The sequence below is a fragment of the Streptomyces sp. GMY02 genome (assembly GCF_019056675.1).
In the GTDB taxonomy this organism is placed as follows: Bacteria; Actinomycetota; Actinomycetes; order Streptomycetales; family Streptomycetaceae; genus Streptomyces; species Streptomyces odonnellii.
In genome coordinates this window covers 893,352-914,617 of sequence record NZ_CP077658.1, presented here as the reverse complement: position 1 = coordinate 914,617, position 21,266 = coordinate 893,352, and the positions used below count along the sequence as shown (strand labels likewise).

17 protein-coding genes are annotated in these 21,266 nt (G+C 70.8%); 14 read left to right on the top strand and 3 right to left on the bottom strand.

The annotated features are described in order from the left end of the window. Positions 1-71: 71 nt before the first annotated feature. The 8 genes from pelF to KQY30_RS03730 all read left to right on the top strand — a co-directional run bounded on the left by pelF (position 72) and on the right by KQY30_RS03730 (position 8,539). On the top strand, positions 72-1,661 hold the full coding sequence (pelF, locus tag KQY30_RS03765) for a GT4 family glycosyltransferase PelF (RefSeq protein WP_217305547.1): 1,590 nt from the start codon (positions 72-74) through the stop codon (positions 1,659-1,661). Further along, on the top strand, positions 1,658-3,073 hold the full coding sequence (locus KQY30_RS03760) for a hypothetical protein (protein ID WP_217305546.1): 1,416 nt from the start codon (positions 1,658-1,660) through the stop codon (positions 3,071-3,073). The genes pelF and KQY30_RS03760 overlap by 4 nt, the downstream gene beginning before the upstream one ends. A 102-nt stretch (positions 3,074-3,175) precedes the next feature. Next, on the top strand, positions 3,176-4,177 hold the full coding sequence (locus KQY30_RS03755; protein ID WP_217305545.1) for an SDR family NAD(P)-dependent oxidoreductase: 1,002 nt from the start codon (positions 3,176-3,178) through the stop codon (positions 4,175-4,177). An 81-nt stretch (positions 4,178-4,258) separates the two neighbouring features. Further along, positions 4,259-4,972, top strand: a complete 714-nt coding sequence (locus KQY30_RS03750) for a nucleotidyltransferase family protein (protein WP_046507547.1) — start codon at positions 4,259-4,261, stop codon at positions 4,970-4,972. 7 nt (positions 4,973-4,979) lie between these two features. After that, entirely contained in the window at positions 4,980-5,906 is a 927-nt protein-coding gene (locus KQY30_RS03745) for an NAD(P)-dependent oxidoreductase (protein WP_217305544.1), read from the top strand. Then, positions 5,903-6,565: a spherulation-specific family 4 protein gene (locus KQY30_RS03740; protein ID WP_217305543.1), complete on the top strand. Its 663-nt coding sequence runs from the start codon at positions 5,903-5,905 to the stop codon at positions 6,563-6,565. The genes KQY30_RS03745 and KQY30_RS03740 overlap by 4 nt, the downstream gene beginning before the upstream one ends. Continuing rightward, positions 6,562-7,452, top strand: coding sequence for an endo alpha-1,4 polygalactosaminidase (locus KQY30_RS03735; protein WP_254406929.1), 891 nt, complete (start codon positions 6,562-6,564; stop codon positions 7,450-7,452). The genes KQY30_RS03740 and KQY30_RS03735 overlap by 4 nt, the downstream gene beginning before the upstream one ends. Positions 7,453-7,639: 187 nt before the next feature. Continuing rightward, complete coding sequence (locus KQY30_RS03730) at positions 7,640-8,539, top strand: alpha/beta fold hydrolase (protein ID WP_217305542.1); 900 nt, start codon at positions 7,640-7,642, stop codon at positions 8,537-8,539. A gap of 111 nt (positions 8,540-8,650) precedes the next feature. Here the strand turns inward: KQY30_RS03730 and KQY30_RS03725 are convergent, their stop codons facing one another. After that, a complete protein-coding gene (locus KQY30_RS03725) occupies positions 8,651-9,604 on the bottom strand; it encodes an SMP-30/gluconolactonase/LRE family protein (RefSeq protein ID WP_217305541.1) in 954 nt (317 codons plus the stop codon). A gap of 315 nt (positions 9,605-9,919) precedes the next feature. On the opposite strand from KQY30_RS03725, the gene KQY30_RS03720 reads away from it, so the two are divergent. The 4 genes from KQY30_RS03720 to KQY30_RS03705 are packed head-to-tail and all read left to right on the top strand — an operon-like array spanning position 9,920 to position 16,958. Next, entirely contained in the window at positions 9,920-11,413 is a 1,494-nt protein-coding gene (locus KQY30_RS03720; RefSeq protein WP_254406928.1) for an NAD(P)/FAD-dependent oxidoreductase, read from the top strand. 28 nt (positions 11,414-11,441) lie between these two features. Beyond that, the gene (locus KQY30_RS03715; RefSeq protein ID WP_217305540.1) at positions 11,442-14,723 is read left to right on the top strand and encodes a ferritin-like domain-containing protein; all 3,282 of its coding nucleotides are present in this window, start codon (positions 11,442-11,444) and stop codon (positions 14,721-14,723) included. A gap of 4 nt (positions 14,724-14,727) precedes the next feature. Continuing rightward, positions 14,728-16,011: a cytochrome P450 gene (locus KQY30_RS03710; protein ID WP_254406927.1), complete on the top strand. Its 1,284-nt coding sequence runs from the start codon at positions 14,728-14,730 to the stop codon at positions 16,009-16,011. A 20-nt stretch (positions 16,012-16,031) separates the two neighbouring features. After that, a complete protein-coding gene (locus tag KQY30_RS03705; RefSeq protein ID WP_217305539.1) occupies positions 16,032-16,958 on the top strand; it encodes an NAD(P)-binding domain-containing protein in 927 nt (308 codons plus the stop codon). Positions 16,959-17,018: 60 nt separating this feature from the next. On the opposite strand, the gene KQY30_RS03700 is transcribed toward KQY30_RS03705, so the two are convergent. Both KQY30_RS03700 and KQY30_RS03695 read right to left on the bottom strand, forming a co-directional pair. Then, entirely contained in the window at positions 17,019-18,053 is a 1,035-nt protein-coding gene (locus tag KQY30_RS03700) for a methyltransferase (protein WP_217305538.1), read from the bottom strand. After that, positions 18,050-19,567: an MFS transporter gene (locus KQY30_RS03695; RefSeq protein WP_217305537.1), complete on the bottom strand. Its 1,518-nt coding sequence runs from the start codon at positions 19,565-19,567 to the stop codon at positions 18,050-18,052. Before KQY30_RS03695 ends, KQY30_RS03700 begins: the two co-directional genes overlap by 4 nt. A gap of 465 nt (positions 19,568-20,032) precedes the next feature. Here KQY30_RS03695 and KQY30_RS03690 point away from each other — a divergent pair, with 465 nt between their 5' ends. Both KQY30_RS03690 and KQY30_RS03685 read left to right on the top strand, forming a co-directional pair. Then, positions 20,033-20,725 (top strand): hypothetical protein, encoded by a 693-nt coding sequence (locus KQY30_RS03690; protein ID WP_217305536.1) that lies wholly within the window; start codon positions 20,033-20,035, stop codon positions 20,723-20,725. 17 nt (positions 20,726-20,742) lie between these two features. After that, positions 20,743-21,240: a hypothetical protein gene (locus KQY30_RS03685; RefSeq protein ID WP_217305535.1), complete on the top strand. Its 498-nt coding sequence runs from the start codon at positions 20,743-20,745 to the stop codon at positions 21,238-21,240. Positions 21,241-21,266 lie beyond the last annotated feature (26 nt).

Below are 21,266 nucleotides of genomic sequence, written 5' to 3'. Positions count from 1 at the left end.
AGGGTCCCGTCCGCCGCGCGGCCGGCGGGACCCCGCCATGCCCCGCACTCTTCTCGCCGTGGAGCGCCTCCATGCCCTTGCGTCACCACGCGCCACGTCCCGGCGCGGCACGTGTCACCCTGCTCACCGAAGGCACCTACCCCCATAGCCACGGCGGTGTGAGCGTCTGGTGCGACCAGCTCGTCAGCGGTATGCCCGATGTGGACTTCCATGTTGTCGCGGTCACCGGAACCGGCCGCGAGAGCACCGTATGGGAGCTGCCTCCTCAGGTGACCGGACTGGACTCGGTCCCGATGTGGGGGCCCGCTCCCGACGGGGCCATGCCGCGCGGTCGCGCGCTGCGCCGGCTGATGGCCGCGTACGAGCGGTTTCTGACCGCGCTGCTCGACCCGGCCGCCGAGAGCGGTTTCGCCCCGGCGCTGTACGAGATGGCGCGCGCCGCGCAGGACGGGACGCTCAGCCCCGCCCTGCGCGACGACCGCGCGGTACGGATACTGACCGCCGTCTGGAACCGGCGGGGACTGCCCGTACGCGAGGCCCGCCCCACCCTGTACGACGCGGTCACCGCCACCGGGCTCCTAGAACACGCGCTGCGTCCGTTCGCCGCCCGCCCGCCGGAGCGGGGGGTGAGCCACGCGGTCAGCGGCGGTGTGGCCGCGCTGCCCGGTCTGGCCGCGGCCGAACTCCACGGTGTGCCGCTGCTGCTGACGGAGCACGGGGTCTATCTGCGGGAGCGCTATCTCGGCTACCGGACCGCCCCGTACCGCTGGCCCGTGAAGGCGGTCCTGCTGGGATTCTTCCGGCTGCTGGCGGAGGAGACGTACCGCAGGGCCGCGCTGATCACCCCCGGGAACCGTTACAACCGGCTCTGGGAGGAGCGGGGCGGAGCCGATCCACGGCTGATCCGCACGGTGTACAACGGGGTCGATCCGGCCGCGTTCCCGCCCGCCGGACCCGAACCGGAGCTGCCGACCCTGAGCTGGGCGGGGCGTGTCGACCCGATCAAGGACCTGGAAACGCTGATACGGGCGTTCGCGCGGGTCCGTTCGGAGCTGCCGGGTGCGCGGCTCCGGCTGTTCGGCGGCACCCCGCGCGGCGGCGAGGCCTACCGCGAGCGGTGCGAGGAACTGGCCTCCTCCCTCGGCCAGGGCGACGCGGTCACCTTCGAGGGCCGGGTGGACGAGATCAAGGACGCCTACGCGGCGGGCAACGTGGTGATGCTCTCCAGCATCAGCGAGGGATTCCCGTTCACGCTGATCGAGGCGATGTCGTGCGGGCGGGCGACCGTCTCGACCGATGTCGGCGGGGTGCGCGAGGCGGTGGGCCCGACCGGCCTGGTGGTCCCTCCGCGCGAGCCCGCCGCCATGGCGGCCGCCGCGCTGGAGCTGCTGGCCGATCCGCCGCGGCGTGCCGCGATGGGCGAGGCGGCACGGCTGCGGGTGATCGAACAGTTCACCCTCAGGCAGACGGTGGACACGTTCCGCGCCATCTATCTCGAAATGTCCGAGCACGGCTCCGGCTCCGCCGCCGTTCCGGCGCTCGCGGACCCGGCGCCGTCCCCGGCCGCGCCCACCCTCCGGTTCCCGGCCGCGGCGAGGGCGGCGCGTCTCGCCCCCGCCGGACATCCGGCCGCTGTCGATCTCGGGGGAATGGCGGGATGAGCGGCCCGATACCCCTGGAGCCCGGCGGCGGACAGGACGACACCCTGTCCCTGAGACTGGCGGCCGGCACCGCTTCCGCCGGGAGCGAGACGACTCTCGCGCTGCGGCTGCCCCGTATCGGCCTTGTCGGGCGGCGCTCACGGACCGACGATCCCGTGGACCGGCTGGCGGCCGAACTGGCCGACCGGATAGGGCCCGCCGTGCACGCGTACGAGGTGGCCGCGCTGCTGGAGTCCGAGGGGCTGACCGGTGAGCGGATACAGCGTCAGTACGGGCATCCGGATCTGTTCTCGCTCGCCGAGGACCTGTTCCGCAAGGTGCCCCGCAGCTTTCCGGAGCCGCCTTCTCCACCCGATCCCTGGGCCCCCGACCATGTGCGGTGCGTTCTGCGCGGGGCGCTGTTCGCCCTGCCGGCCCTGGCGTATCTCCTGGTCCCCCCGCTCCAGCACGGCGGACGGGAGGCCCAGGGGCTGATCGCCGCCGCGCTGCTCTCCTGGGCGTGGGGCCAGGCACTCGGCCACCGTACGCATCTGCGGCTCGCCGTCGGCACCCACGAGGCCGGCCGGACACTGCTCGCCGGGGCGCCGACGGGAGCGCTGCTGGCGTCGGCCGTGGGAGCGGCCGTCGCCGGAACCGGTCCCGCGGCGCTCTTCGCCGCGGCGCAGTCCTGCTACCTCGCGGCGGCGGGTGTCCTGCTGGTGCTCGGCCGGGAGCGCGTGCTGCTGGCGACGCTCGTCCCGGTGACGGCGGGAGCCGCGGCGCTGCCCTGGTGGGAGCCGGGTCCGCCGGTGCGCACCGGACTTCCGCTGCTCACCCTCGCGCTGGCCGTCGCGGCGGCGGGGCACGCCGTGCGGGGAACACTCAAGGCGCCTCCCGTCCCGGACGTACGGCGGCCTCCGCTACGGGCCTCCGTGCCGTACGGTCTGTTCGGCCTGGCGGCCGGGGTGCTGGTGCTCTGGGTGGGGCGCGGCCATACGCTCGCCGTGGTCGTGCTGACCGTGAGCATGGGTCCCGCGGAGTGGCTGCTGTACCGCTACCGGGGGCTCTCGGTGGCGGCGCTGCGCGCGGCCACGACACCACGCGGCTTCCGGCTGCGCTCCGCCGCCGTTCTGACGGGCTGTCTGACGGCCTATGTCCTGCCGCTGATTCCCGGCGCGCTGCTGACCGGAGCCGATGCCCTGCCGCTGGTCGCGCTGGGGGCGACGCTGTGGACGGCTCTGCTGCTCCAGGCGTTCGGCATCGGCCGGCTTCCGGCGGCGATCTGCTGCGCGGTGGCGGCGGGGCTCACCGCCGCGCATCTCCTGAACGCACCACCGGCCCCCCTCACGCTCGCACTGTCCTGCGGCGCCGCGGCGGTCCTTCTCATCGGCTGCGCGCTGTGGCTGCTGGGCAGGCCGACGGCGCACGCCTGACCGGCCCGGCCGCGCCCACCGCGCCACCGCCAGGCGAGGCGGCCCGGCCTCCGCACCACCATCCGCAGACGACCAACCGCAGATCACGCGAGGAGACACCCGTTGACATCCGTACCGCTCGTAGCCGTCACCGGAGCCGAGGGCTTCATCGGCTCACACCTGACCGAGGCGCTCGTGGCGTCCGGACACCGTGTCCGGGCCATGGTGCAGTACAACTCCTTCTCCTCCTACGGCTGGCTGGAGGACCTTTCGTCCGAGGTGCTCGACCAGGTCGAGATCGTGCTCGGGGACGTGCGTGACCCGGGCTCCGTCCGGGCCCTGGCCGAGGGCGCGGAGACGCTCTACCACCTGGCCGCCCTCATCGCGATCCCCTACTCGTACCAGGCGCCGCACAGTTACGTGGACACCAATGTGACGGGCACCCTCAATGTGCTGGAGACGGTCCGCGCGCTGGGCACTCCCCGGCTGGTGCACACCTCGACCAGCGAGACCTACGGCACCGCGCGGACCGTACCCATCACCGAGGACCATCCCATCCAGACCCAGTCCCCGTACGCGGCCTCCAAGGCGGGCGGGGACCGGCTCGCCGACAGCTACCACGCCAGTTTCGGCACCCCGGTCGTCGTCCTGCGCCCGTTCAACACCTACGGTCCCCGCCAGTCCATGCGGGCCGTGATTCCCACGGTGATCGGCCAGGTCGCCGCCGGGTCGCGGACCGTCACGCTCGGGGATCTTCGGCCCACCCGCGACTTCACCTTCGTGTCCGACACCGTCCGTGCCTTCCTGGCCGTGGGAACCGTGCCGGCCGCCACCGTCGTGGGCCGGACCTTCAACGCGGGGACGGGGGACGAGATCTCGATCGGCGATCTGGTCCGGCTGATCGGCAAGGTGATGGGCGCCGAACTGTCGGTACGGGAGGACGAGCAGCGCATCCGGCCCGCCGACTCCGAGGTGATGCGGCTGGTCGCGGACGCCGGGCGGCTGCGCGCGGCCACCGGCTGGGCGCCGGAACACAACCTGGAGAGCGGACTGGCCCGCACCGCGGACTTCTTCCGTGATCCCGCGAACCTCACCCGCTACAAGGCCGGCATCTACCACATCTGATCCGCGCGCCACCCCGGCCACTCCGCCCGATCCCGACACCGGCGGCCCTGCCGGGCCGCCCCGCAGACAGGGAGACATTCCATGCACGCAGTGATCCTCGCCGGCGGCAAGGGCGTCCGCTTACGCCCCTACACCACGGCACTGCCCAAACCCCTCGTACCGATCGGCGACCAGCACGCCATTCTGGAGATCGTGCTCCGGCAGCTCGCCGCCGCGGGATTCACCAGTTGCACCCTCGCCATCGGCCATCTGGGACAGATCATCCGCGCCTATGTCGGCAACGGCTCCCGCTGGGGGCTCCAGGTCGACTACTCCAGTGAGGAGAGCCCGCTCGGCACCCTGGGCCCACTGCTGACGATGCGGGACCGGCTGCCCGAGACCTTCCTCGTGATGAACGGCGACATCCTCACCGATCTCGACTACCGCGATGTGCTCCTGCGCCACCGCGCTTCGGGCGCGCCCCTGACGATCACCACGTACCCTCGCAAGGTGCACATCGACTTCGGTGTTCTGACCACGGACGCCGGACGGGTCGTCGGCTTCACCGAGAAGCCGAGCATGGACTACCGGGTCTCGATGGGCGCCTACGGGCTGAGCCGGGCGACCCTCGACGCCTACACCGCCGGGCTGCCGCTCGGATTCGACGAACTCGTCCTGGATCTGCTGAGATCGAGCAATCCCCCGCACGCCTACGAGTTCGACGGATACTGGCTCGACATCGGCCGCCCCGACGACTACGACCGCGCCAACGCCGAGTTCACCACCTACCAGTCCCTTCTGCTCAAGGGAGCCTGAGCACCCCATGCGCATCCTGGTCCTGGGCATCACCGGATACCTGGGCGGGCACGCCGCCGAGCAGCTTCGCACCCTGCCCGGGGTGCGGCTGCTCGGCGCCGGCCGGGCCCCGGCCGCGGGGCCGGCCGTCGATCTCGCCACCATGGACGCCCGTCAACTGGCGGAGGTGGTCGCCTCGTTCGCCCCGGACGCCGTCGTCAACTGCGCGGGCGCCGTCAGCGGTGACGCGGTGACACTCGCCGAGGTCAACGCCCGGGGCCCCGCGGTGCTCTGCGCCGCCCTGCGGGAGGCGGCTCCCCGGGCGCGGCTGGTCCATCTCGGATCCGCCGCCGAGTACGGTCCGACCGCACACGGCGAGCGGGTCACCGAGGACGCCGCCACCCGGCCCGCAGGTCCCTACGGTGCCACCAAGCTCGCGGGCACCGTCGCAGTCACCGCGGCCGGGCTGGACTCCGTGGTACTGCGCGTGGGCAACCCGGTCGGGCCGGGCGCCCCGCCCGCCGGGCTGCCGGGCCGTGTGGTCCGGCAGCTCCGGCCGGCCGGCGCGGATCCCGGCGCCGTCGTGCATCTCGGCGATCTCTCGGCGTACCGGGACTTCGTCGACGTACGGGACATCGCCCGCGCGGTCGTGCTGGCCACCACCGCGCCGGGGCCGCTGCCCCCCGTACTGAACATCGCGGGCGGACAGGCCGTCCCGGTCCGAGAGCTGGTGCACGGCCTGGCACGGGCGGCGGAGTTCCGGGGCAGGATCGAGGAGACCCTGCACGGCTCCGCGCGCTCCGCCGACGTGTCCTGGCAGTGCTCGGACATCACGGCCGCCGCGGACGCGCTCGGCTGGGTACCCCGGTACGGCCTGGAGGAGTCCGTGGCCGCCCTGTGGGCCTCCGCGCGCGATGAGCCGGCACCGGAACCGGCCGGGGACCGGGTGCGGTGAGCCTGCTCGTACCGCTCTACATCCACCCCGCCGAGGACCCGGCCGCCTGGCGGCTGCTGACCTCGGCGCCCGGCCCGCTCTACGGTGTGGTGCTCAACCCCGGTGACGGCCCCGGCCGTTCCTCGGACCCCGCGTTCGTCTCCGCCGCGTGTGCGCTGCGGGAGGCGGGCACCCGCGTCCTCGGTTATGTCGATCTCGCCTACGGGGAGCGGCCGGGCACCGACATCAGGGACGATCTCGACCGGCACCGCGACTGGTACGGCACCGACGGCTGCTTCCTCGACCGGGCGCCCGCCGACGCGGGCGAACTGCGCCGCTGCCGCCGTCTGGTCCGCGCCGCGCGGCGCCGGGGAGCGGCCACGGTCGTACTGAACCCGGGAGTCCATCCGGCCCGCGGCTATGCCCGGATCGCGGATCTGATCGTCACCTTCGAGGGGCACTGGACGACCTATCTGTCGCCCTTCGTCCGTCCGCGCTGGACCGTCCGTCATCCGCCCGAGCGGTTCTGCCATCTCGTGTACGGTGTGCCGCCGGCCCTGACCGGGCTCGCCGTGCGCACCGCCCAGGAGCGTGGCGCCGCCGTCTCCTGCCCGGTCGCGGGAGAACTGCCCAACCCGTGGACCGCGCCCCCGTTCGGTCTGCTCCGGAAGGCACCATGACACGTTCACTCCCCGCTCGGGGACTCCGGAGCGAACCGCTCGCGGTCCGTGCGCCGTCCGCCGTCGCGCCGCGCTTCGTCGTTCTGCTGCCGCTCCTGCTGCTTCTGCTGGTGACCGGCTGTTCGACGACGGACGACACGGGGAAGGGCCCGAGGAAGGGTCCGGGTACCGGGAAGCCCGCCCCGGCGGAGCGCTGGGCACCCCGGCCGGGCACTCTCTGGCAGTGGCAGCTCGACGGCCGGGTGGATCCCCGGACCGATGTGCCCGTGTACGACATCGACGGTTTCGAGAACACCGCCGCCGATGTCGCCCGTCTCCACCGGGACGGGCGGAAGGTCATCTGTTACATCAACGCGGGTGCCTGGGAGGACTTCCGTTCGGACAGCGACGCCTTCCCCTCCTCCGTCCTCGGCCGTCCCAACGGCTGGGAGGGCGAGCGCTGGCTCGACATCCGGCGCCTGGACGTCCTCGGCCCCCTGATGGGGAAGCGTTTCGACATGTGCCGGTCGAAGGGATTCGACGCGGTCGAACCCGATCTGCTCGACGGCTATCTCAACGACACCGGTTTCCCGCTGCGTGCCGGCGATCAGCTCGCGTACAACAGGCTGATCGCCCGGCTCGCGCACGAGCGCGGTATGTCGGTCGGACTCAAGAACGATCTGCCGCAGGTGCCCGCGCTCGTGGACACCTTCGACTTCGCGGTGAACGAGGAGTGCGCCCAGTACGGCGAGTGCGCCCTGCTCACCCCCTTCGTGCGGGCAGGGAAGGCCGTCCTCCATGTCGAGTACGCGCTGCCCACCGAGGACTTCTGCGCGCAGAGCCGCCGTCTGGGCCTCTCGTCCATGCGCAAGAAACTCGATCTCGGCACCTGGCGCCAGGCCTGCTGACCCGCGTCGGCGTACCGCCCCGGCGACGGAATTGTCGGGTATTCGCACGGAGCGTAAAATCGTCGCTGCGGGCCGATTCCGTATGCGTACGGCGAGCAGGCCGTGCCGTGATCCGGCCGTCGGCGGGATTGCCAGTGCGGAGTCGTCCGGGACCATTTCCTCGGGGGCGACGCAACTGGAGGAATTCATGTCCACCGCGACCCCGACTCGTGAGCAGCCTGACACCCACTTCCGCACCGAGAACATCGACGGGGTGAATGTCTTCTACCGTGAAGCGGGCCCCGAGGGCGCGCGTGTCGTGCTGCTGCTGCACGGGTTCCCCACCTCGTCGCGCATGTACCGGAATCTGATCCCGAGGCTTTCGGACCGTTATCACGTCATCGCTCCCGATTATCCGGGGTTCGGCCACAGCGACGTGCCCGACCGGGAAAGCTTCACCTACGATTTCGACCACATCGCCGACATCATCGAAAAGCTGCTGGACCGTCTGGGCGTACGGGAGTTCACGCCCTACATGATGGATTTCGGCGGATCGATCGGCTGGCGTCTTGCCGTCAGGCATCCCGAGAGGATCAGCGCCGTCGTTCTCCAGAACGCTCCTCTGTACCCGGAAGGTGACGACGGCGGGTTCTGGAAGGACCTCATTCCCTACTGGGGCGACGGATCCGACGAGCACCGCGAGGTCGCCCGGACCTATGTGTCGCCGGAATGCACCAGGGACCAGTACCTCGACGGAGCGCACGACGCCTCCCTGATCGACCCCGACTGCTGGCTGATCGATCAGGCGTTGCTCGACCGCCCGGGCATCGACGAGATCATGCTGGACCTGTTGTACGACATCTCGAAGCAGGAGGCCGTCTTCGGTGCGGCGAAGGAGTTCCTCCGCAAGGAACAGCCGCCGGCCTTGATCGCCACCGGCGCGAACGACGGGTTGTTCCCCGAGGCCAACATGCGGAAGTTCCTGGACGATCTCCCCCACGCGGAGTTCCACGCCCTGGACACCGGTCACTTCGCTCTGGAGGAGAAGGGCGAGGAGATCGGGAGTCTGATGCGGTCCTTCCTCGACCGGACCTTCGCGGACGGGTAGAGCGGGCGCGGGAGTACAGCGGGACCGGGCGCGGAAGTACGCCGGACCGGGCGTGGGAGTACAGCGGGGGTGCCGTGGGACACCCCCGCTGTCGGTGGGACGCCCCCTGTGTTAGAGGGAAACGGCGACCGCGTTGAACGTCGTCTCGGGCGTCTGGGGGCTGGTGAAGCGGGCGTTGACGAGGTAGAGGCGGTCGCCCCGGCGGGCAACCGTGGTGGGGACGTCGAAGCGGGGGTCGGTGATCGTACGGCGCAGGGTGGCGGAGCGGACCTGCGCGTCGAGGCTGAACACACTGATGAGGTTCAGCCGGTTCTGTACGACGTACAGAGTGCGGCCGATGCGGAGGAGACCGTCGCCGTTGGCCACGTCCGTCGCGCCGTTCAGAGCGATGTCAGTGGCCCGACCGGTCTTCAGGCTCACGTGGTAGAGCTTGCCGGGCGTGCTGCTGACGACGATCAGCCCTCGGCCGTCGGGGGTGCCGACGATGCCGTTGGCGTTGTTCACATCGGGCGTCTGCACCCAGTCCCCGCTGAGCGGCAGGCTGCGGATCTCGCCTCCGCGACCACGCGGTACGCCGTACAGCACGCTGTCGCGTGAGTCGGTGAACCAGGCGCGGTCGCCGAGCAGGATCGCATCGTTGATGAAGTGACCCGTGCTGTCGGTGAGTTGATACGTGGCGACGAGCCTGCCCGTACGTGAGTCGACGACCCGCGCGGATCCGCCACCGCCTCCGGCTATGTAGAGCAGGCCGTCGTGGTCCAGCTTCAGCCCGATCGCCACTGTTCCGGTGGTGCCCTGGTGGATGAACCCGCCCTCCCCGGTGCGCAGATCGGTGCGGTAGACCGCGCCGTTGGCGCGCGAGCCCATGTAGGCGTACGGCCTAGCGTCGATGGTGATCCCCTCGGGGAGGAAGCCGTCCGGGAGAGGGAACTCGGCCGGCCACGCGGCAGCGTGCGCAGCGGTGGCGGCGTTCGCCGTGCCGACGCCGGTCGCTGCCGTGAGCGCGGCGAGGGCGGCACCGCCGAGAAGGGTCCGCCGGGACGGTTGGAGCTGGTTCCGGGCCATGGTTCCGGGCCTCCGTGAAGAGTGGGGGTGGAAGTCTGCGAACTCGGTGACTCAGCTAACTCGCTCAACTCGGTTTCGAGTTCTGCTCGTGCTACTCATTCGTAACGGGCCGTCACCTGCCGGAGTTCCAGGCGCCGGGCCGGATCCATCGCCATGCGTATGCCGTCTACGTCATCTGCGTGTGCCGTGAATACCACGTGAATATGACATTGGCATCAAATTTGCCCATAAATATCGTGGCATGCCCTTGGCAGGTGCATGAAACAGCAGTGAAGTCCAAAGGATGGCGATTTATCGTACTAATTGGAGCGTTTCATGTCCGAGGCCTCGCGGGACCGGTCCGCCTGCGCATGTGAGCCCTTCGCGGCCGAGGGTCGTCATGTCACCGTCATCGGTGCCGGAATGGCCGGGCTCGTGGCGGCGTACGAACTGGAGCGGCTCGGCTACTGCGTCGAGGTCCTGGAAGGCGAGGCCCGTGTCGGCGGGCGCATCCGCACACACAGATTCGGGCTCGGCCCGGGCGCGCCCGCGGTCGAACTCGGAGCCATGCGCATTCCCACCCGGCACCGGCTCACCCGGGAATACATTCGGCGGATGCGGCTGGGCGGTTCCCTGTGCCCCTTCATGACCCTGCTGTCCGACGAGAACACGCTCCTGCACACCGACCGCGGATTCATCCGAGTCCGCGATGCCTCCCGACCGCTCCGTGAGGACTTCCGGTACGCCCTGGACCTGCACCGCCCCGGTCACGGGTACAGCGACGCGACCATCGCCTTCGGGGCCTGGCTGACGGCCGTCGTCGACGCGATCGCCCCGCCCGATCTGCGCGAGGCGCTCCGCGGGGACCTGCGGCGCGAGCTCCTCGACCTCGTCGCCCGTACCGATCTGACGCCCTATCTGTACAGCGCGGCCGGCGACAGGGTCGATCTCCACGCGCTCTTCTCCGCCCACCCCGGCATCCGCGCCGGGTGCAGCGGCCGGCTCAACGGCTTCCTCGACGACATCCTCGCCGAGACCAGCCCCGCACTTCTGAGGCTGCGGGGCGGCATGGACCAGTTGCCGCGCCGGCTCGCCGGCCACCTCCGGCGCACGGTCTTCCGGGGCCACCGGGTCGTGGGCATCGACGTGGGCCGCGACGGCCTGCGCATCCACATCCGGGCCGGCACCCGAAGGATCGTACGACGCGCCGATTTCGCCCTGTGCACCACACCGTTCCCGGCCCTGCGGCGGATGCGTCTGACCGGACTGGACGACGACAAGCTCGCGGTGATCCACGAGGTGGACTACTGCCCGGCCACCAAGGTGGCCTTCCACTGCCGGGAGCCCTTCTGGCAGGAGGACGGCATCCACGGCGGGGCCTCCTTCACCGCCGGGCGCATCCGCCAGACCTACTACCCGCCCGTGGAAGGCGACCCGGAACAGGGCGCCGCGCTGCTGGCCAGTTACACGATCGGGGAGGAAGCCGCCTGGCTCGGCCGGCTGCCGCCCCGGCGCCGGCACCGGCTCGTCCTGGAAGAGCTGAGCGCCGTCCACCCCGAACTGCTCAGGCCCGGCATGGTGCTGGAAGCCGTGAGCGCGGTCTGGGGCGACTCGCCCTGGAGCGCGGGGTGCGCCACGCGCTGGGGCAAGAGCACGGAGCAGTGTGAGCGGGAGCGGGCTAGTGCCGCCCGGCCGGTGAACCGCCTCTTCTTCGCGGGCGAGCACTGCTCGACGGCGCCGGCGTGGGTCGAAGGGGCGATCGAGTCCGCTCTGCGCGCGGTCGAAGAAGTCCGCTGTTACGACGTGGGCCGCAAAACCGCGGCCACCTGAGTCCGTCTCACGCCCCTGGGAGACCGCGATGAGCGTTTTCGACCTGCCAAGGCTCCACTTCGCCGGAATCGCCACGACAAAGCTGCCGACCGGGCCGCGCAGCGGGCTGGTCGACCTCGCGGCCAAACGGGCGCTGACCGGCGACGGCACACCGTTCCCCGTGGACCGGCCCGCCACCGAGTACCACGCCCATCTCCAGCGGCGCGGCCCCCGCTTCGACAAGGAGGGGCGCCCCGACCCGCACGGTGAGTTCAGCGCGGCCAAGGGGTGGAACTTCGACGGCAACAGCCACTTCTGGCTGGACGCGGAGATCGTGTCCGTCGAGCACCCGGACAGCGGTGGACCGGCGGACACCGAGGACCCGGTGGTCGGACGGAGCGTGGACGTCTGGGGCCACTACAACGAATACCTGCGCACTACCGCCAACCGCGCCCGTGTCTTCGATCTGGACCCGGCCTCCCGGTGGACCATGGCGCTGATGACCGGCCAGTTCGGGGTCGGCCGGGTGGGCCGCTCGCACGACACCGGCTATATGGTCCTCGGCGATGTGAGCGGCCTCCACCCGCCGCGCTGGGTCGACTTCGGCCATGTACGCGGTCTCGGCGACCACGCCCTGGCCCCGTATCTGCGCTACTGCGCCGTGCACCAGTTCGCCGTACCGAAGACCGGCCTCGGCTGGCTGCCGGACGTCCGTCACTCTCCCGCCGTGACCGCCCTGCGCTCGGCGGTGGACGAGGCGGACGGTCTCGTGGTGCAGCTCGCGCTGGACAACATGGCCTCTCCGGTGGCCCCCGACGCGCCCAACCACTGGCGCGTCCGGGGCACCGTCGCACCCTGGCACTCCCACGAGTTGCGTACCTACCCCGCCGGGCGGCTGCTCGTCCCGCCCGCCCCCGGCGGGCCCCTGCACCATGCCACCGTCGAAGTCGCCGCCGGGCGGGCCCACTTCAACCTCATCTCCGCCGTACTGCTCACCGGCCGGGCCGCCCACGCCGGTCCGGGCCCGCTGCACCGCCTCGGCCCGCCGCTCGACTGCGGGGACCTGGAGCTGCGTACGGCCGGCGCCGGCCGGCTCGTGGCCCGGCTGCCGGCGGGCACGTACCCCGGCGACACCACCTCCGGAATCCTCACCGTGCCCGCCGAGCCCGGCTGGGGCGAAGCCGCCGACCACGGTCTGTATCTGACGGGCCACGGCCCCTCGGGGCGGCGGGAGACCCTGCTGACCGAGCGGGAGACCAGCATCCAGACCGACGAGGCGCTGCTGACCCTGCACCACCGCGACCGCGCGCGGCTCCGCGACCACGCCGTCGAGGTGCCGCTGCGCTCCTACGTCCGAGGACGTCCGGCGGGTCCCACGAAGGTGTACGTGAAGCAGTACTTCAACCCGCGCGCCCTGCCCGGCGACGGCCTGGCCGGCGGCGCCGACGCCCGGTGCGGGGACGCCGTGATCCTCGGACTGCGGGGCGAGGAGGGCTACGCCGCGGAATGCGTGGTGGAGACCGACGAGCACGGCCACGGACTGCTCACCCTGCGGGGCGAACGGGCGGGCACCTGCCGGGTGCTGCTCTCCGCCGACCCCGCCGACAGGCCGGCCGCCGACCCCGGCGCCCGGGGCTCGGCGTGGACCGCGTACGACGACCAGGACGCACTCGGTTACTGGGCCGGGCCCGGATCGATGGCCGTACGGGTGCTCCCCGACGACTGGCACCTCGACGACGTGCCACGACAGGACGTGGACTTCGGCCTGCTGCACCGCGAGGTCTTCGCCTACTACGAGCACATCTCCTCCTTCATGCGCTCGGACGTCTTCAGCCTCGCCGACCAGTTCAAGGTGGACACCTACGCCGACCTGGTCTGGCAGATGTGCGATCCGCGCAACAGGACGAAGACGTACTACATGCCGCCGACCCGGGACCTGTCCGATCCCCAGGCCCGTCTGCTGCTGGCGTATCTGCGCAACCGCCAGGCCCGCGCGCGCCCGCCGGTCCCCGTACCCGCCGTACTCGGCGGCGGACCGCTGATCACCACCCGGGGCGAGCTGTGGGCCGTACTGAAACAGGCGGCCACACTGGAACTGGCCGTGATGCTCCAGTACTTGTATGCGGCCTTCTCGGTCCCGACCCATGGGGCCGGGCTGGAGTACGTACGCCGGGGGCACTGGACGACCGCGCAGTTGGCCCACGCCTGCGGCAAGGGCGGCGAGACCGACGCCGACGGAATCCGTGGCGCTCTGCTGAACGTCGCCCGCGAGGAAATGATCCACTTCCTGGTGGTCAACAACATCATCATGGCGATGGGGGAGCCGTTTTATGTCCCGCTGATCGACTTCGGCACCCTCAACAGCGTGCTGCCCGTTCCCCTGGACTTCGCGCTGGAGCCGCTGAGCGTCGGCAGCGTCCAGCGGTACATCGCGATCGAACAGCCCGCCCGGATCACACCGGACCTCCGCCCGGAACACGCCGTGCGAGTCGGTGCGGACACGGCCGGTACGGATCCCGCGCCCCCGTTCTCGTGGGGCTCGATCAGCGAACTCTACGCAGGAGTGCGCCAGGGACTGGAGCGCGTCCCGGACCTGTTCATGGTGGAACGCGGCCGCGGCGGCGGTGAACACCACCTGTTCCTCCGCGAGTCCGTCAACTCGGTCCACCCCGACTACCAGCTCCAGGTCGACGACCTCTCCAGCGCGCTGTTCGCCGTCGACTTCATCACCGAGCAGGGCGAAGGCGCCACCCTGAACAGCGCGGACGCCCAGGAGGTCTCGCACTTCGAGACGTTCCTGCGCATCGGCGAACTGCTCACCACCGAACGCCTCCCGGGCCCGCACGGCAGACTCGTGCCCTGGAACCCCGCGTACCCCGCGCTCCGCAACCCGACGCTGGGGACCGGCGACGCGGCGAAGGACCCGATCACCGATCCTCAGACCCGCGCGGTGGCCCGGCTGTTCAACCGCTCGTACTACCTGATGCTCCAACTGATGGTGCAGCACTTCGGCGAGAGCCCCGACGCGAGCCTGCGCCGCTCGAAGCTGATGGGCGCCTCCATCGATGTGATGACCGGCATGATGCGCCCCCTGGCGGAGCTGCTGGTCACCATGGAGTCGGGCCGGCGGGGCAGGACGGCGGGACCGACCTTCGAGCTGGAGACCGCACCCGTCTGCGTCTCCCGCCCCGATGTGGCACGCCGTTCCCTGGCCCTGCGCTTCGCACATCTGGCGAGGGCGGCACGCGCGCTCGCTCCGGTGCCCGGCCAGGTCGCCGACATGATGACGTTCTACGCGGACTTCTTCCGGCACGGCCAGGGGTCCCGATGAGCGCGTGTCCCCGTACCGGCGCGGCCCGTACGACGGACCCGGCACGGGGTGCGCGATGAACGGCGGCCGGCCGGCGCCGTTCAGGACCGCGGACGTCCCGCTCCCCGACCCGTACCCCCACTACCGCGCGTACCGGGAGCGCGACCCGGTTCATCTCGGGGCGGACGGCGCCTGGTACCTGTTCCGTCACGCCGATGTGGCACAGGTGCTCGGCGACCGCCGCTACCTCCGTGGAGGACCGCCCGCACAGCTCCCCCGGACATGTCCGCATCTGCGGACGACCGTCGCCAACTGGATGGTCTTCATGGACCCGCCCCGGCACACCCGGGTCAGGGCCCTGGTCGCGCGGAGTTTCACCCCGGGTGTTGTGGAGGCGCTGCGCCCGCGCATCCGACGGCTCGCGAAGTCCCTCGTGGCCGAGCTGCGAGAGGAGGCCGAGGCCGACTTCGTCGACCGCTTCGCGGCCCCGTTCCCGCTTCTGGTCATCAGCGAACTGCTGGGCGTCCGCGCGGGGGACCGGGACTGGTTCCGCTCCCGCGCGGTCGACCTCCAGCAGGCCACGGGCTCACGCGTCGCCCGCCGGGCCGGCGCGTTCGCCATGGCCGATGCCGCGGCCCGGGAGCTCGACACGTACTTCCGGAACGAACTCGCCCGGCGCCGTGCGGGCAGGGAGCAGAACCGCGCGGACCTCATCTCGGTCCTGCTGCGCAGGGCCGCCGGGCAGGGGTTCGGCGACGAGGTACTGGTGGGCACCTGCATCCACCTCCTCACCGCGGGCCACGAGACGACCACCAACCTTCTGTCCAAGGGGCTGCTGGCGCTCTTCGCCCACCCGGACCAGCTCGCGCTGCTGCGCGCCGGTCCTGAGCCGCTGCCCAGCGCGGTGGAGGAACTGATCCGCTACGACCCGCCGGTCCAGATGGTCACCCGGCAGGCACAGGAGGACGTGCAGGTGGGCGGGCGCGTGATCCGCCGCGGCAGCCGGCTCGTACTGGTCCTCGGCTCGGCCAATCGCGACCCGGAGTCCTTCCCGGACCCCGACCGGCTCGACCTCCGCCGTGACACGGGCCGGCACAGCGGATTCGGCATGGGCACCCACTACTGCGTGGGCGCATCGCTGGCCCGCGCCGAGGCCGAGCTGGGCCTCGGCGCGCTGCTGCGCGGCCTGCCCGGCCTGGCACCGGCCGACGAGCCGGTGCGCTACTCGCAGGACCTGGTCTTCCACGGCCCGTCGCGACTGCTCGTACGGACCGGAAAACAGCGGCCTGACGGGACGTCAGCGAAGTGATCTCGCGATATGAGGAGGCAATGGTGTCCACCAAGGTGACCGTTCTCGGTCTGGGGGAGATGGGTACGGCGCTGGCCGGCGCGTTCGCGGCAGCGGGCTGTCGGACGACCGTGTGGAACCGTACGCCCGGCAAGGCGGACGCCCTGTCCGCCGAGGGGGCCGTGGAAGCCGCTTCGGCCGCCGAGGCCGTCGCCGCGAGCCCGCTGACCGTGGTGTGCCTGTCGGCATACGACGTCGTCCGCACCGTACTCGGCCCGCTGTCCGGCGACCTCGCGGGCCGGACGCTCGTCAATCTCACCTCCGGCTCGCCCGTCGACGCGCGGGAGACGGCCGCCTGGGCGGCGAACGCCGGAGCCCGCTATCTCGACGGGGTGATCATGACAACCGCGTCCGGCATCGGCAGCCAGGACTTTCTACAGCTCTACGGCGGTCCCCGGGACGCTTTCGAGGACAGCCGCGAGACGCTCGCCGTGGTGGGCGACCCGGTCCACCTGGGCACCGATCCGGCCCTGTCCTCCGTGTACGACACAGCGCTGCTGGGCCTCATGTGGTCCACACTGACCGGCTGGCTGCACACCGCGGCACTCATCGGGGCCGACGGGCCCGGCGGCAATGTGACGGCGACGGCGTACACCGAAGTGGCCGACCGGTGGATGAACACCGTGCGCTTCTTCATGACCGCCTACGCGCCGCAGATCGACGCGGGGGAGTACCCGGCCGAGGGTTTCCCCTTGGACTTGCACAGCAGGACGATGGACATTCTCGCCCATGCGAGCTGGCTCCGCGGGGCGGACTCCGGTATGCCGGAGCTGTTCAAGGATCTGGTCGGACGGGCCATCGCCGCCGGTTACGGCGACGACAGCTACGCCCGTCTGATCGAGTTCGTACGTAAGGAAGTACGGAAGGAAGTACGGGAGGAAGGACAGGCGGGAGCGCCGCCGTCCTGACCCGGCCGGATCCAAACGAAAGACCCCGGGGGTCCGGCCGCAACGGACCCCCGGGGCACGTCACTTGGTGCCGATCACCATCGACTCGGGCCCGTCCAGGTGCCGCGCCCGGCTCTCCCGGAACCCGGCATCCGCCAGCCAGCCCCGGCAGTCGGCGGTCGTGTACTCGAAGCCGCCCGGGGTCTCAAGGAGCATATTGAGGCTCATGAGCAGCCCTTGGACATTCTCGCGGCGCTCGTCGTCGATGAATGTCTCGTAGACGATGACGATGCCGCCCTCCGGCAGAGCCTCGTACGCCTTGCTCAGCAGTGTCTTCGCCTTCGGCAGGGCCCAGCCGCTCAGGACATGACCGAAGACCAGCACATCCGTCCGGGGCAGCGGCTCGCTGAAGAAGTCGCCGGCGATGAAGGAGAGCCGCCCGGTGAGGCCGGAGTTCTCGCGGCGGCTCCGGAAGCCCGGGCCCATGGCGGCCAGGTCGAAGCCAGTACCCCGCAGATGCGGGTGGCGCCGGAGAAGATGCGTCAGCAGGGCTCCCTCGGCGCAGCCGATGTCCGCGACGCTGCGGTACGAGGACCAGTCGACGGCCTCCGCGAGGGCATGCGTGGACCCCATGGACAAGCCGGTCATGGCCTGCTGGAAGGCGGCGAGGCGGTCGGGGTCGCGATAGAGGGCGGCGTACATGCCTTCCTCGCCGGTCCTGATCTCGTTCTGGGGGTCTCCCGTACGCAGGCCCGCGTCGAGCTTTCCCCAGAGGTCGTACATCCTGCTGTCGTTCATCTCCAGGAGGCCGCCCACATAAGCGGGCCTGCCGCGCACGAGGTAGTGCGCGGACGCCGGGGTGTTGGCATAGGCACCGTCGGTGCGTTCGAGGATCCCGAGAGCGACGAGAGTGTCGAAGAAGTCATGGGCGGAGCGGGAGTGCAGCTTCAGCCGCGCGCGCAGTTCCTCGCCGGTCAGGGGGCGTTCGGCCAGTTCTGTGAAAAGGCCGAGGCGGGCGGCGACGAGCAGGACCTTCGATGCCATGAACCCGGTGGCGATCTCCATGAGACGGCCGAGCGCCGGGGCGTGCGTCAGATCGGACGATGTGTCGCTCATGAGGACCTCACAGAACGTGCTGTCGGGTGGTCCGGGCCGGGGTGGCGGGTCTGCGCGGGCAGGGCGAAGGTCAGGGCGAGCGCGGCGGTGTTGAGGACGGCGAGCCACGCCAGGGTGACGGGGAACGCCTCGATGAACGCGCGGGATCCCGTGGACGGCCCGGTACGGGAGGCACTGCCGTCGGGGAGGAGGGCGAAGAAGAGGACGGAGGCCAGGGCGACACCGGTGGCCTGGGCGAGTTGCTGGACGGTGTTGAAGACACCGGAGGCGGAACCGGCGTGCTGGTGCGGGACGTTGGAGAGGACCAGGTCGGTCAGCGGGGCGAGGACCAGTCCCATGCCCAGGCCCATCACGGTCAGGGGCAGGATCATCTGCCAGGGCGTGAGGCCGCCGCCGAAGTGCTGCGCCTCCCACAGATAACCGAGGATGCCGAGGGTCATGAGTGTCACGCCTGCCTGGATGACCTTGCGGCCGAACCGGGGCACCAGCACCTGGACGGAGACGGCCGCGGCGACGGAGACACCGACGGAGAAGGGGATGCCGGTCAGTCCGGCGCGCAGAGCGCTGTAGCCGAGGCCGAGTTGGAGATAGAGGATCCAGGCCAGGAAGAAGACCCCGGTGGCGGTGCTGAAGAGCAGCTCGACGGTCACGCCCGCGGTGAAGCTCCGCGCCTTGAACAGTGAGGGCTCCACCAGCGGCGTTCCACCCCGGCGGGACAGGGCGCGCTGGTGCACGGCGAAACCGGCGAAGACGGGGAGCGCGGCGGTCATCAGGACGAATCCCCAGGCCGGCCAGCCCTGTTCATGTCCCTGGGTGAGCGGGAACAGCAGCAGGAGCAGTCCCGTGGTGGCCAGAGCCATGCCCGTCGGGTCGAGGCGCCGGCTCTCCGTGGCGGTGGACTCGGTGAGATAACGGCGCCCCAGGGCCAGTCCGGCGACACCGAGCGGGACATTGATGAGGAAGATGGACCGCCAGCCGAGGCCGAAGAGATCCGCCTGGGTGAGGATGCCGCCCAGGATGGGGCCGGCGATGGCCCCGGCTCCGAGGATCCCGCCGTACATGCCGAAGACCCTGCCGCGTTCGGCGGGCGGGAAGGTGACATGGATGATGGCCAGGACCTGGGGAACCATCAGCGCGGCCATCGCGCCTTGCAGGACACGGGCGGCGATGAGCATCTCGGAGCTCGCGGAGGCGCCGCAGAGGGCGGAGGCGACGGTGAACCCGGCCACGCCGAACAGGAACAGGCGTCTCCGGCCGTGGACGTCGCCGAGCCGTCCGCCGGTGATCAGGCCGAGGGCGAAGGCGAGCACATAGCCCTCGGCGATCCATTGGACGGCCGAGTAGGTGGCGCCGAGGTCCCGCTGAATGGCGGGGATGGCGACATTGACGATCGTCACATCCACCAGGTCCATCAGGGCCGCGGTCAGTACCACCGCGAGCGCGATCCAGCGCCGGCGGTCGGCGGGCCTGTGCGGTAACGAGACGGGCGGAGCGGTGTCCGTTCGGTCATACATGGCAGGGGCCGTTTCTGATGAGGTCGCGTCGGGGCCGGATCAGCGGCCTGTGCCGGCTTTTCTCGCAGGTGAACGCCGTGACGGGAAGGCCGGCCGCGGGCCCGTCGCCGAGGAACCGGGTCGGCGGGGGCCCGTCCACGACCCTGCCCTGCCTCCGGCCACGACAGCAGCAGCGTCAAGCGCCCCGCCAGAGCCCCATGCCCCTCATCACCCGTTCGGAGCAGCGCAACCACTCGCGAGGGCGACCGACCTCCATCCGCTACGGACAGCGGAGGGGAGCAGTGGGGGAGCAGTGCGGTGGTACGTGCCGTCCGGGAGAGACGGCAGATGTCGTCAGCGTGAGTCCGGCTTTATCGCTCCATCAGGTGATTGAGGCCGGAAAGCGGCCCCGGCTCGAAGAGGCGTGCGGGATTCTCGGATCCCGTGCGGCAGACCGTCGCGACGGCGAAGAGAGGGGACCGGGGAATGCGTCTTTCGTGGCAGAGCGCTGCGGCTTCCGGCTGGCTCGCGCTGGTGGTGACGGTGTCCGGCGCCGGAGCGACGCACGCCGTCCCGGCGGCGAATCCGGCCGACGACAGGACTTTTGTCTCGACCACGGCCACGGGCGGGTCGAAAACGACTCTGCGTGTGGTTCTGGACGCGTATTCCCATGGCTCTCCGCTGAAGCTGACCCATGCGGAGCGCGACCGGATCGCCGCGATCGTCGGCGGTGTGGCACCCGGCCGTGGTGGACGTGTCGGGGCTGCCCCGTCCGGCACACGGCAGTCCGCGGGAGCGACCGGGAAGAAGAGGGGTCCCGCGACCCTGCGCTGCGGCAGGAATCCGAGTTGGAGCGATGCGAACGGCACACTGAACGCCCGGTTCAACTGCCGGTACGGCAACATCAACTGGGGCTACAAGATCTCCGCGCGGGTGAAGTCCTTCATCACCGGGAACGTCAGGGAGAGGGGCGTCTCGTGGTGGAACAACGGCAAGAGGAAGCCGAACAACGCGGGTCACGTGGTCGGGAAGCACTATCACTTCCACGGCACTCTCAAGCCCGTCAAGCACGCCGATCATGTCCAGTTCCAGGACTACATGACCTTTCGGGTCAACGTCGGCGGGAGGACCGGCACCGGCTCCATCACCTGGGCTTCGGATGTCAAGGCGAAGAAGTGAAGTGACGAAGCGGCGCGATGAACGCGATGAGACTGACCACGACGACAACCCTGAACTGGGCGGAAGACATTCTGCGGCAGCTCGGTGACCCCGTCGGCCAGGCACTGGAGGTGACGGTGCCGCCCGCTGCTCCCGAGCCCGAAGTACCGTACGCCGAAACCGCGTTCACCTCCCGGCTGGAGATCCACGACGGCGATGGCCCCACCGAGCCGTCCGCCGCCGCCCGGCACATCGGCTCCGTACGCGTTGTGCTCGCGTTCGACGACGGTTCCTCCACCCATGTGCTGCTGGAGGACTCCATGACAGAAGCCGAAGCGGTGGCTCTGCTGGCCGAACAGTTGCAGGACGCCGTGCTGGAACACACGGGCGGCGCCCCGGTCCCGCCCTGCCCGGGGCACAGCCACCCCGCCGTGGCCGAGGTGGTGGACGGCGTGGCCTGCTGGACCTGCCCACAGGGCGGACGGGACGGGAGGACGCGGCCCGTACTCTCCGGCGCCGTCGGACACACGGCATAACACCGCGGCCCGGACCCCGGCCCGTC

Excerpts from the sequence above, each read along its gene's own strand:
- pelF (WP_217305547.1), top strand. The coding sequence starts at position 72 with ATGCCCTTGCGTCACCACGCGCCACGTCCCGGCGCGGCACGTGTCACC.
- KQY30_RS03760 (WP_217305546.1), top strand. The coding sequence starts at position 1,658 with ATGAGCGGCCCGATACCCCTGGAGCCCGGCGGCGGACAGGACGACACC.
- KQY30_RS03750 (WP_046507547.1), top strand. The coding sequence starts at position 4,259 with ATGCACGCAGTGATCCTCGCCGGCGGCAAGGGCGTCCGCTTACGCCCC.
- KQY30_RS03745 (WP_217305544.1), top strand. The coding sequence starts at position 4,980 with ATGCGCATCCTGGTCCTGGGCATCACCGGATACCTGGGCGGGCACGCC.
- KQY30_RS03735 (WP_254406929.1), top strand. The coding sequence starts at position 6,562 with ATGACACGTTCACTCCCCGCTCGGGGACTCCGGAGCGAACCGCTCGCG.
- KQY30_RS03730 (WP_217305542.1), top strand. The coding sequence starts at position 7,640 with ATGTCCACCGCGACCCCGACTCGTGAGCAGCCTGACACCCACTTCCGC.
- KQY30_RS03725 (WP_217305541.1), bottom strand. The coding sequence starts at position 9,604 with ATGGCCCGGAACCAGCTCCAACCGTCCCGGCGGACCCTTCTCGGCGGT.
- KQY30_RS03720 (WP_254406928.1), top strand. The coding sequence starts at position 9,920 with ATGTCCGAGGCCTCGCGGGACCGGTCCGCCTGCGCATGTGAGCCCTTC.
- KQY30_RS03715 (WP_217305540.1), top strand. The coding sequence starts at position 11,442 with ATGAGCGTTTTCGACCTGCCAAGGCTCCACTTCGCCGGAATCGCCACG.
- KQY30_RS03705 (WP_217305539.1), top strand. The coding sequence starts at position 16,032 with ATGGTGTCCACCAAGGTGACCGTTCTCGGTCTGGGGGAGATGGGTACG.
- KQY30_RS03700 (WP_217305538.1), bottom strand. The coding sequence starts at position 18,053 with ATGAGCGACACATCGTCCGATCTGACGCACGCCCCGGCGCTCGGCCGT.
- KQY30_RS03695 (WP_217305537.1), bottom strand. The coding sequence starts at position 19,567 with ATGTATGACCGAACGGACACCGCTCCGCCCGTCTCGTTACCGCACAGG.
- KQY30_RS03690 (WP_217305536.1), top strand. The coding sequence starts at position 20,033 with ATGCGTCTTTCGTGGCAGAGCGCTGCGGCTTCCGGCTGGCTCGCGCTG.
- KQY30_RS03685 (WP_217305535.1), top strand. The coding sequence starts at position 20,743 with ATGAACGCGATGAGACTGACCACGACGACAACCCTGAACTGGGCGGAA.